Genomic DNA, 11319 nt, shown 5'->3' on the forward strand with positions numbered 1-11319 from the left:
ATGATCGACCTGGAAAACACCTTGCCCGATGGGAGGCGGCTAATGGCGCTGGGACGAATCGCTGTGGCGTTCAGCGGACCCGATCTCACCGCCATTGCCCGGACAATCTGGGAGCGGCGGCTGTGGGGGGAGAACGCTGTCCCCGTCGACCTGACCGTCGATATCGAGGGCACGCCGGCAACCCCCACCCCGGACTGGCTTCGCCAGTATGCCGACACCGGGCAGACCATCGCCGCGTTCTTCGACAGCGGCCACTACTACAAGCTCGTCATCGAACCCCGCCGCGTCGTACAGGCCACGTTCGACTTCGAAGGAGATCCGTCCGACCTGGTGGAGTTCCTCAGCGGCATTCCCTTCGAGGTGGCCTCGTTCGCGACTCGGTATCGGGAGTGGCGCAAGGGAGCACTCAGGTACCGCGGCCCCGGATTCGGTAACTACCACATTCCGCACGGGTGGGCGTGCGCCTTCAAGGGAGATGGCCACCGCAACCTGGTATCCCGACGTTGGCTGGAGACCGGACCCTGGCGGCTCCTGCGCGGGCCCCACGACACCACATTGGTGCAGTTCCACGACCTCGACCTGAATGCGGCCGAAGCCCTGCAACAGGCCAGGCCGGCACACGAACACATGGGTATCAGGCCCGAGGGCGGCTACCTCCAGACTCCCTACCTCTACCGGCATGACATCAAAGGCCTCTACGACGAGAACCGCCGCGTCCTCAAGATCGTCGTCCTCGGGCGGACGGTACCGGCGGTGGAGATGCGCGACGCCTGCGCCGCCCGCCGGGACAACGCGCTCGGCCCCGAGCAGCCGATCGACAACGTCGCCTTCATCTTCCCCGACCCGGCCGAAGCCCGCGCGCACCTCCCCCGGCTCTGGCCCTACGAGCTGGAGTGCTGGACCATCATCGACGGCGTCGAGACCCGCCTCGACACCGACCAGCCGCCGGAGGAGACCGGCGCCTGACGCCGACGGCCCGGCCCGGCGGGTCTGGGAAAACCGGCGTTCGCCGCGCGCGGCCGCGGGCGCGGCGATAGCCTTGTCCTGTTCCTGCCTCCTTGGCGCATAAGCAGTGCGGGAACGCAGGCCCGGGCCGGTGCTTGTCCACCGCCCGGGCTGTCTGCGTCTCCGCCGGGCGGGCGGACGGCCGCCTCGGCGACGCTGCGGAGCGTTCGGGCGTACCGCGCTCCGGCAGCGGAAGGCCGGCCACGATGCCGCCGCGGGCGCCCGCTGGGCTGCACGGGCTCAGCCGCCTGCGCCGGAGCGGCGCCGACGAGGAGCCAGCCCACGCCGAGGAGGAGGGCGAGGACGGCGCTCGCCAGTCGCTTGGTAGGCATGGCGCCAGGGTCGCTCCGCCGCATACGGCCGAGCTACCCCGCCGTCGCCACGAACTCCGACAAATCCCCGAAAATACCTCCCAATAGCGCGTTACCGGACGGTAGCGTCATGCCCGTACCCCCCAGAGGCGTGTCGGAGGGCAGAACATGTCGCGTCCGGAGTTGAGATTCGAGATCCTCGGCCCCCTACGCGTGCAGGTTGACGGCGAGGGCGCCGAGCTGAGCGCCGTGAAGCCCCGCATGCTGCTCGCCACCCTGCTGCTCCAGGCGAACCGCATGGTGCCGCTCGACACCATCGTCGAAACGCTGTGGCCGGAGCGGCCGCCCGCCTCTGCCGTGGCCAACGTGCGCACCTATGCCAGCGCCCTGCGCGCCGCCCTGGGCGGGTCCGACCGCATCCGCGCGGGCTCCGCCGGCTACGCGATCCGCGTCGAGCCCGCTGAACTCGACCTGCACGTGTTCAACGACCTCGTCCGGCAGGCGGAGGCCGCACGTGAGCGGGCGCACCATGAGACGGCGCTCGGGCTGCTGCACCGGGCGATGTCGCGGTGGCGGGGGCGCCCCCTGGAGGACCTGCCGGCCAGCCCCATGTGGGAGGGCGCGGTGGGCCGGATGGTGGAGCGGCGGGTGGCGGTCGCCGAGGAGCGCGGGGCCCTGCAGCTGTCCCTCGGCCAGCACGCCGCGGCGATCTCCCCGCTACGGGCGCTGCTCGCCGAGCACCCGTTCCGGGAGCGGCTGTGGCTGCAGCTCATCCTGGCGCTGTACGGCAGCGGGCGGCGCGCCGAGGCGCTGCGCGCCTTCGCCGACGTGCGCAGGCTCCTCGTCGAGGAGCTCGGCGTGGAGCCGTGCGCCGAACTGCGGCAGGTGCACGAGGCGGTGCTCGACGGCGACCCCGCCGCGACCACCATCACCGCGGCGCTGGCCACCGTGCTGCCGACGGCGCTGCCCCCGGTCTGCCAGCTTCCTCCCGACCTCCCGGACTTCCAGGGCCGTGCCGAGCTCGTGCACGGCCTCCTCCGGCTCGGCGCGGACGGGCAGCGGGGCCCCGGCGTCACCGTCGTGGCCGGCCCTCCCGGGGTCGGGAAGTCGACGCTGGTCACCCACGTCGCGCACGCGCTGCGCGACCGGTTCCCCGACGGGCAGCTCTACCTCGACCTCAAGGGGACCACCCCGGAGCCGACCGCCCCGGCCGAAGCGCTCGCCGAGGTGCTCCGCGCCCTCGGGGTGGTGGGCCGCACCATCCCCGCCGGCCTGCCCGGGCGGACGGCGATGTACCGCTCGCGGCTGGCCGGGCGGCGCATGCTGCTGGTGCTGGACGACGCCGGCGACACCGAGCAGATCCTCCCCCTCCTGCCCTCGACACCGGAATGCGGGGTCCTCGTCACCAGCCGGCGCCGCCTCACCGACCTCCCCGGCGCCCAGCTGGTGGAGCTCGACGTGCTCGCGCCGGACGCCGCCACCGCGCTGCTCGCCGCGATCGCCGGCCCCGAGCGGGTCGCGCAGGAGCCGGAGGCCGCGGCGGCCATCGTGGAATCGTGCGGCGGGCTCCCGCTGGCACTCCGGCTGGCCGGCGCCAAGCTGGCCGGACGGTACGGATGGCCGCTGCGCGTGCTCGCCGAACGGCTGACCGACGAGTCGCGGCGGCTCGGCGTCCTCGGCGGGGTGCGGGCCAGCTTCGAGGCGAGCCTGCACTCGCTGCTGCCGCCGGCCGCGACCGTGTTCCGGCTGCTCGGCACGCTGGAGGAGATGCCCGCGACCCCGAGCTGGACGATCGGCGCGCTGCTGGACCGGCCGGCGGCCGACGACGTCCTGGACACCCTGGTCGACGCCAACCTGATCCGCCCGGTCGGCGTGGACGAGCTCGGCCAGCCGCGCTACGCGATGCACGACCTGCTCCGGCTCTACGCCCGGGAGGTCGCGACCGCGCCCGGCGACACCGAGCACCGCCGCCGCGCCGTCCGCCGGGTGGTGGGCGGCTGGCTGTCGCTCACCGACATGGCCAACACGGGGCTGCCGGTGAACCCCTTCATCCCGCGCCTCACCACCGCGCCCCGCTGGCAGGTGGAGCCGGCCGCCCGCCAGCGCCTGGCCGACCGGCCGCGCGCGTGGTTCGACGCCGAGCGGCACTCCCTCGTCGCCGCCGTCGGGCAGGCGGCGTCGGCCGGCCTGCCGGCCTCGGCGTGGGAGCTCGCGGTGTCCCTCGTGCCCTACTTCGACCTGCGCGCGCACTACGACGACTGGCAGCGCACGCACCGGGTGGCACTGGAAGCCACCCGCACGGCCGGGCTGCGGCGGGGCGAGGCCGCCCTGCTCCGCGGGCTCGGCCAGTTACACATCTACCAGGACGAGTTCGACGAGGCCGTGCGGGCGTTCCGCCGCTCCCAGGAGCTGTTCGCCGCGGAGGGCGACGAGCACGGCGAGGCCATCGCCACCAGCGGCCTGGCCACGGTGGCGCGGTTCCGCGGGCGCTACTCCGAGGCGCTGGAGGACTACTACCGCGCCCTCGCCGGGTTCCTCTCCGTCGGCGACCAGCACGGCGAGGCCGTGGCCCGCACCGCCATCGGCCGGGTGTGGCGAGCCCTGGAGGACCGGGACCAAGCGCTGGTGTGGTTCACCGCCGCGCTCCAGCTCACCCAGGTCATCGGCGACCGGCACCGTGAGGCGCACGTCCTGCACGAGATCGGCCTGCTGCACCGCGACGACCGCGCGCCGGGGATCGCCATGGCCCGGTTCCGGGCGGCACTGGTGATCTTCGAGGAGATCGGTGACAGCGAGGGGGTCGCGGAGGCCCTCGGCGACATCGGGCGGCTGACGAGTGACAGGTGAGCAGGGGCGGCAACCGAGAACACACCCTGCCGAAGACGAGAACCCGTCCCCGACTGGCTCGCGGAACGCCTCGTCCACACCGTAGGCCTGCCCCGGCACGAGGTTGCCGCGCTCGACCTCCGGCAAGCGGTCGATCGGTGGGCCGAGTACCGGGCCGCCCCCATAGGCACCTCCTTCGGCGGGCTGCCGCGTTCGGCGACGGCCGGGTCAGGCAGCGGCCCGCAGCCGTGCGTAGCGGCGCTCCAGGTAGTCGCGCTCGGCCTCCTCCGCGGGGTCGGTGTAGCTCGACGACCACGGGATCGGGCACGGTCCGCTGTGCTGGAGGTCCGGGCACACCACCCGGTTGAGCCGCTGCCGGAGATCGTGGCCGTGGGCCTCGGGGAGGTACATTCCGACCCGGATCTCGTGGATCATCCGCTCGCCCGGCTCCTCCCCCGGATGCTCGGCGCGCCACTGCTCGGGGAGTTCGCCGTAGAACTCCGCCAGCGGCATGTCGTCGGGGTCGGTACGGCCGGCATCCTCGACCACCGCGATGTCCCAGGGCACGGCACCCGCCGCCCCCCGCTCCTCGCGCAGCAGTGCGGAGAGGGCGGCGACGGTGTCCGCGACCTGGGCCGGCGTGGCGTAGACGCCGATTCGCGCCTCGAAGAGATCGGCGTCGGCGGCTGACCCGTTCGTCATTCTGTGTTTCTCTGTTATTTGACCGACTTCGTCTAAAGAGATGCGACATCAGTAGAGAGAGCCCTGGCTGTACCCTATTTCCCCATTCACCCCCACATGCGTGGGGCGCGTCGAACATCAAGGCCGACACATACTCCCGAATATCGGCTCACCCCCACATGCGCGGGGCAGCAACATTCCGACCAGGATATTGCCACCCCCGACACCACGCAAGGGAAAGGTATTAGGGAGTGTGAGGGCGAGCTACGGATGGCGGGATCGACCGGACACGGATATGATCTCCAGCGGGAGGCACCAATGCCGAGAGACATTCCCGACAATTCGCGACGACCAGCAGCATCCCCCTACCGAACTCTGCTCATCGTATTACTCTGCACCATCATCGCATACATCACCGGTGTCGCCACCTGGACTCTCACCTCATCCCCCACGCACACTACCCTGAGCACAGCCTTCCTGGGATCGTCGCTATTCTTTCTCCTGGACAGATCCCTCCCCTAACAAGCCAAGAGTTCAAATCCCCACATTTCCGCTGATTTTTGATCAAACAAGCACTTCATCTCAGAGTCCATCAGAAATGGACTCCATTCATTCGGCCCATTGTGAGACAATTCAAAGCGCAATCGACAACTTGCACTTAACGAAGAAAATTACCCGCGCATTAATAGCCTCGTTCCAGCTCCCGCATGTACGCCGCCGCCGCGTCGATCTCGGCCTCCGTGAAGACCCGGATACCGTGGTCGGCCAGCAGCCGGGCCGTCACCCCGTCACCCGGTCTCTTCGCGCCGCTGAAGGTGCCGTCGCCCACCCGGTGCACGCCGCAGGACGGGCTGCCCTCCTTGAGGATCGCGACGCGGATCCCGTGCCGGCGCGCCGCCGCCAGCGCGCCTCGCGCGCCCGCCAGGAAGTGGTCCGTGGCGTCCGCCCCGGCGTCGGTGACGATCCGGGCCGCGCCCGCGAGGACGTCCCGCGAGGTGGCGCCGGTCTCGATTTCGGCCGGCGGGCGCGGAACCGGGAGGCCGCCGGAGACCTCCGGGCAGAAGGAGACGAGGCGGCGCTCGCGCCGCCAGCGTTCGAAGGCGGGGTGTGCCGAGGTTTTGGCGCCCCCGTCGTAGCGGACGCGCTGGCCCATCAGGCAGGCGCTGACCAGGATCCGTTCCACTCTCCCCACCTCCCGGGCCCACGATAGCCGGGTGCCCGCCCGGCGGACCGGACGGGCACGGGGGCTGTGGACGAGGGCAGGACGGGTCAGTGCTTCCAGTCGGGCCGGACGCTGCCCCGCGACGCCTTGCCGCCGCCCTTCTTCTCGCGGATCCGCATCGAGAGCTTGACCGGGCTGCCCTCGAAGCCGAAGTCCTCGCGCAGCCGGCGCTCGATGAAGCGCCGGTAGTTGTCCTCCAGGAACCCGGTCGTGAACAGGACGAAGTGCGGGGGCCGGGTGTCGGCCTGGGTACCGAACAGGATCTTCGGCTGCTTGCCGCCGCGCACCGGCGGCGGGGTCGCCGCCACCAGCTCCTTCAGCCAGCTGTTCAGCCGCCCGGTGGAGATCCGGGTGTCCCACGACGCCAGCCCGGTCTCGATCGCCGGGACCAGCTTCTCGACGTGCCGGCCCGTGCGGGCCGAGATGTTCACGCGGGGCGCCCAGTGCACCCGGCCGAGCTGCCGGTCGATCTCCTTCTCCAGGTAGTACCGGCGCTCCTCGTCCAGCACGTCCCACTTGTTGAAGGCCAGCACCAGGGCGCGGCCGGACTCCACGACCTGCTCGACCACCCGGATGTCCTGCTCGGCGAGCGGCTCGCTCACGTCCAGCAGCACCACCGCCACCTCGGCGCGCTCCAGCGCGGCGCCCGTGCGCATCGTGGCGTAGTAGTCCGCCCCCTGCAGTGCCCGGAACCGGCGCCGGATTCCGGCGGTGTCGATGAACTTCCAGGTCCTGCCGCCCAGCTCGACGAGCTCGTCCACCGCGTCGCGCGTGGTGCCGGCGACCGAGTCCACGACCACGCGGTCCTCGCCCGCCAGCCGGTTGAGCAGGCTCGACTTGCCGACGTTGGGCCGGCCGATGAGCGCGATCCGGCGCGGGCCGCCCTCCTCCTCCAGCGTCTCGCGCGGTGCCTCCTCCGGCAGCGCCTCCAGCACGGCGTCCAGCAGGTCGCCGGACCCGCGGCCGTGCAGCGCGCTGACCGGGTAGGGCTCGCCGACCCCGAGGTGCCACAGCTCCAGCGCGTCGGCGTCCTGCAGCGCGCCGTCCACCTTGTTGGCGGCCAGCACCACCGGCCTGCGGGTGGCGCGCAGCACACGGGTCACCGCCTCGTCGGCGTCGGTGATACCGACCGTGGCGTCCACCACGAACAGGACGACGTCCGCGGTCTGCGCGGCGTACTCGGCCTGGCGGGCGACCATCGCGGCCAGCCCGCTCGCGCTCGTCTCCCAGCCGCCGGTGTCCACGAGGGTGAACTCACGGCCCTGCCAGGTGGCGTCGTAGGCCACCCGGTCCCGGGTGACGCCGGGAACGTCCTCCACGACCGCCTCGCGGCGGCCGATGATCCTGTTCACCAGCGACGACTTGCCCACGTTGGGCCGTCCCACGACGGCCACCACGGGCTTGACCGCGGCGTCGTCGATGGCGTCGCCCTGGTCGGTGACGCCGTTCAGGACGTCGCTTCTCTCACTCATCAAGGTTCTCCCGGTCGCAATGCCCCACGCGCCCAGGATGCGTGCCGTGGGGATGGTCAGTCGTGCCCCGCAGGCAACGCGTGTTCGCCGCCGCCTACAGCGCGGGGGTGCGCGCTCCGGCCTCGTCGGCCAGCTTCACCACCAGCGCGATGACCTCGTCCAGGGAGAGTCCCGTGGTGTCGAGCTCGGTCGCGTCCGCCGTCTGCGTGAGCGGGGATGCCGCCCGGCTGGAGTCGAGCTGGTCGCGGCGGGCCAGATCGGCCTGGGTCGCCGCGACATCGCTCGACCGCACTTCCCTGCTCCGCCGCTGCGCCCGCATCTCGGCACTCGCGGTCAGGAAGATCTTCACCGGAGCGTCCGGGGCGACGACGGTGGTGATGTCGCGGCCCTCGACGACGATGCCCGCCGCCTCGTCGCGCGCCTCGTCGATGATCTGGCGCTGGCGGGTGACGAGCAGCTCCCGCACCGCTGGTACGGCGCTGACGGCGCTCACGTTGGTGGTGACCTCTTGGGTCCTGATCGCCTGGGCCGCATCCACGCCGTCCACCTGGACGGTGGGGGCGTCCGGATCGGTGCCCAGGGTGATGACCGGACGCGATGCCGCTTCCGCGACGGCTGCCGCGTCGTTGACATCGACCTGGTGGTGCAACATCCACCACGTCATGGCCCGGTACATCGCTCCCGTGTCGAGGTACCGCAGCTCCCGCGCCCGAGCCACGCCCTTGGCCGTGCTGGACTTGCCCGACCCCGAAGGACCGTCAATCGCGATGACGATGCCTCCGCCGTGACCCCGCGCGTTCACCGTGGCAACCTCTCCCCGGGTTGATTCCATCTCATCTCAACGATCCAGGCTACAGGGGCGGGAACGGTACTCGGACCCGCGTCACTACGGCCATTCCCGGCATCCGGCGGGGGATGCGGCGCGGGAAGGCAATCCCCGCACACGCGGGGCGCACGCCTCATCACCAGTACGTTCAAGACCAATACGCGGGTCATCCCCGCACACCCGGGGCGCATCCTTGCCGACCTGCCACTCTCTACCGCGGTTACCCTTCCGCAGCCAACCGCAAGGGGAGCCTACGGATGGACCGACCATCCACCGGCCGCCAGGGCCCGCGACAGCCGCTGCACGCCGTCCGGGCGAACGGACAGCTGCGCGACGCCCACTGGCAGGCCCGGCGAGTGGTCGATGCGGACGTCCTCGATGTTGACGCCCGCCTCCTCCGCCGCCGCGAACAGGCGGGCCAGCGCCCCCGGCTCGTCCGGGATGACCACGGGCAGCACCGCGTACTCCGGCGCCTGGGCGCCGCCGTGCTTGCCGGGAATGCGGTCGCGCCCCTCCCTGCCGCGGGCGAGCAGGTCGCGGACGGGGCCGGTCAGGCCCTCCGGCCGGACGCCGCCGGCCCGCAGGGCCGCGGCCGTGTCGGCGAGGTCCTGGGCGACGTCGGCCAGCACGTCGGCGACGGGCACGGCGTTGTGCCGCAGGATCTCGACCCACAGGTCCGGGTCGCCGCCGGCGATCCGGGTGACGTCGCGCACCCCCTGGCCGGCCAGGGTGAGCGCCGTGCCGTCACCGCCGAGCAGCCGGGCCGCCACCGCGGCGGCCGCCACGTGCGGGGCGTGCGAGACGAGCGCCACCGCGCGGTCGTGCTCCTCGGCGTCGAGCGTCAGCGGATCGGCGCCGCACAGCCGGGCGAGTTCGGTCACGACCGCGACCGCGCCGGCGTCGGCCTTGCCGGTGGGGCACAGGGCCCACGAGCGGCCGAGGAACAAATCGGCGCGGGCCGCGCTCGGTCCCTGCTTCTCACTGCCGCCCATCGGGTGCCCCGGCACGAAGGTGGCGAGGTCGCAGCCGAGCCGGGCCGCCTCGGTGACGACGGAGTGCTTGACGCTCGCGGCGTCGGTGTACACGTGGGCGAGCCCCCGGTTCTGGGCGGAGCGCAGCACCGCCGGGATGGCCTGCGGGGGCGCCGCGATGACGGCGACGTCGGCCGGACGCACCGGGCCGTCGGCGGGCAGCGCGCTCCCCGCCCCGAGGTCGCAGGCCAGGCGCAGGGCGCCGGGGTCGCGGTCGGCCAGCGCCACCTCGACCCCCCGCTCCCGAAGGGCCAGCGCGATGGAGGTGCCGATCAGTCCGGCGCCCACCACCACCGCTCGCTCGATCACGGCCACCGCTCCCCCGCCTCGCCACCGGAACTCTCGTCGTCCCAGCGTAGAACACGCGCGAGGGGGCACGGCGCGGTCGCGCCGTGCCCCCTCGGGGCCAGAGCCGCCGTACTACTGCGCGATGTCCAGGCGCAGCGCCTGCGCACCGCGCAGGTACACGTGCTGGAGGTCCGAACGCGGGCGGTCGGTCTCGACGTGCGCCATCAGCCGCACCACCCGGGGCAGCCCGTGCGGGACGGCGATCTCGGCGGCGCACATCAGCGGCACGTCGGTGAAGCCGAGCTTGCGTGCGGCCAGCGCCGGGAACTCCGCCCGCAGGTCGGGGGTGGCGGTGAAGATGACGCTGATCACGTCGTCGGTCGTGAGCCGGTTGCGCTGCATGACCTCCGAGACCAGCTCGGCGGTCGCCTCGAGGATGAGGTCCCGATCGTCCGCGTCCACCTGGATGGCCCCACGGATCGCCCTTACCGCCACTGTCGTCCCTCCGCTGTACGTCCCGCCCGGCCGCCGGCCGGGCACCTACATTCCTGCGGCAGTGTAGAGCTCACTGACCTCGCGCGACGTCAGGGCCCGCATTGTGCCGACCTTGAGCGTGTTGAGGCCGATCGGCCCGACCTGCGTCCGAGCGAGGTCGGAGACGGGGTGGCCGACCGCCTCCATCAGCCGGCGGACGATGTGCTTGCGGCCCTCGTGCAGCTGGATCTCGACCAGCGCCTTGGGCCCGGCGTCGTCCACCACGCGGAAGGAGTCGACCTGCACCGGGCCGTCCTCCAGCTCCACGCCCTCGCGCAGCTCCCGGATGACCTCACGCGGCACCGGGCCGGGGACCATCACGATGTAGGTCTTGACGATCTCGTAGCGGGGGTGGGTGAGCCGGTTGGCGAGCTCGCCGTCGTTGGTGAGCAGGATCAGGCCCTCGGTCTCGGTGTCGAGCCGGCCGACGTGGAACAGCCGCTCCTCGGTCTGACCGCAGTAGTCGGCGAGCGTGGGCCGCCCCTCGGGGTCCGACATCGTGCTGACCACGCCGCGCGGCTTGTTCAGCGCGAAGTACAGCCGGTCCGGCGCCGTGACCACCCGCATGCCGTCGACGCGGATCTCCGACTCCTCCGGGTCCACCCGAGCACCGAACCGGCGCACGACCTGGCCGTCGACGGAGACCCGGCCGGCGGCGATCAGCTCCTCGCTGGCGCGCCGGCTGGCGACGCCGGCCTGGGCGAGCGCCTTCTGCAGCCGGATGCCGCCGGACACGTCGGCGTAGGTGTCGCGCGGCTCGTCCGAGCGGTCGTCGTCGCGCGGATCGTACTCCTCCCGCAGGGCGCGCAACCGGGCCTGCGCGGCGCGCGAGAGCTCCCGCTCGGCCCGGCCCTGGCCGGACGCCGCCGCACCGGCGCCGGAGGCGGGGCCGCGTGACTCGCGGGTGGCGGGGCCGCGGTCGGCCGGACGGTGGCCGCCGCGCCGCTCCGGGCCGGGGCGGCCGCCCCGGCCACCCGGGGCGCGCTCGCGTCCTCGGCCGTCGCGGTCGTCGCGCGGGCGCTCGTCCCGCCCGCGGTGCGGGCGCTCGTCACGGCCGCGGAACCCGCGGTCGTCCCGGCCGCGGTCGCGGTCGCGGAAGTCACGCTCCTCACGCCCCCGGAAA

General features: G+C 72.6%; 9 protein-coding genes. 2 read left to right on the plus strand and 7 right to left on the minus strand.

What is annotated here, in order from left to right; all coding sequences use genetic code 11:
• On the plus strand, positions 1–966 hold the full coding sequence (locus DEF28_RS07725) for a hypothetical protein (protein WP_114397325.1): 966 nt from the start codon (positions 1–3) through the stop codon (positions 964–966).
• A 518-nt stretch (positions 967–1484) separates the two neighbouring features.
• On the plus strand, positions 1485–4163 hold the full coding sequence (locus DEF28_RS07730; protein WP_114397326.1) for an AfsR/SARP family transcriptional regulator: 2679 nt from the start codon (positions 1485–1487) through the stop codon (positions 4161–4163).
• A 207-nt stretch (positions 4164–4370) separates the two neighbouring features.
• Here the strand turns inward: DEF28_RS07730 and DEF28_RS28000 are convergent, their stop codons facing one another.
• The 7 genes from DEF28_RS28000 to DEF28_RS28005 form a co-directional block, all read right to left on the minus strand.
• Entirely contained in the window at positions 4371–4844 is a 474-nt protein-coding gene (locus DEF28_RS28000) for a hypothetical protein (protein WP_199493172.1), read from the minus strand.
• Between the two features lie 661 nt (positions 4845–5505).
• Positions 5506–6006 (minus strand): DUF523 domain-containing protein, encoded by a 501-nt coding sequence (locus DEF28_RS07740; RefSeq protein WP_114397327.1) that lies wholly within the window; start codon positions 6004–6006, stop codon positions 5506–5508.
• Between the two features lie 86 nt (positions 6007–6092).
• Entirely contained in the window at positions 6093–7517 is a 1425-nt protein-coding gene (der, locus tag DEF28_RS07745) for a ribosome biogenesis GTPase Der (RefSeq protein ID WP_114397328.1), read from the minus strand.
• 94 nt (positions 7518–7611) lie between these two features.
• Entirely contained in the window at positions 7612–8319 is a 708-nt protein-coding gene (gene cmk, locus DEF28_RS07750; protein ID WP_233515154.1) for a (d)CMP kinase, read from the minus strand.
• A gap of 275 nt (positions 8320–8594) precedes the next feature.
• The gene (locus tag DEF28_RS07755) at positions 8595–9689 is read right to left on the minus strand and encodes a prephenate dehydrogenase (protein ID WP_114397330.1); all 1095 of its coding nucleotides are present in this window, start codon (positions 9687–9689) and stop codon (positions 8595–8597) included.
• Between the two features lie 105 nt (positions 9690–9794).
• Positions 9795–10157: a chorismate mutase gene (aroH, locus tag DEF28_RS07760; protein ID WP_114397331.1), complete on the minus strand. Its 363-nt coding sequence runs from the start codon at positions 10155–10157 to the stop codon at positions 9795–9797.
• A 45-nt stretch (positions 10158–10202) separates the two neighbouring features.
• The coding region (locus DEF28_RS28005) for a pseudouridine synthase (RefSeq protein WP_181874679.1) at positions 10203–11319 on the minus strand (1117 nt) is incomplete at its 5' end.

Origin of the sequence: Marinitenerispora sediminis, from assembly GCF_003336425.1 — a bacterium.
In the GTDB taxonomy this organism is placed as follows: domain Bacteria; phylum Actinomycetota; class Actinomycetes; order Streptosporangiales; family Streptosporangiaceae; genus Marinitenerispora; species Marinitenerispora sediminis.

Coding starts and splice junctions, on each gene's coding strand:
- DEF28_RS07725 (WP_114397325.1), top strand. CDS start 1: ATGATCGACCTGGAAAACACCTTGCCCGATGGGAGGCGGCTAATGGCG.
- DEF28_RS07730 (WP_114397326.1), top strand. CDS start 1,485: ATGTCGCGTCCGGAGTTGAGATTCGAGATCCTCGGCCCCCTACGCGTG.
- DEF28_RS28000 (WP_199493172.1), bottom strand. CDS start 4,844: ATGACGAACGGGTCAGCCGCCGACGCCGATCTCTTCGAGGCGCGAATC.
- der (WP_114397328.1), bottom strand. CDS start 7,517: ATGAGTGAGAGAAGCGACGTCCTGAACGGCGTCACCGACCAGGGCGAC.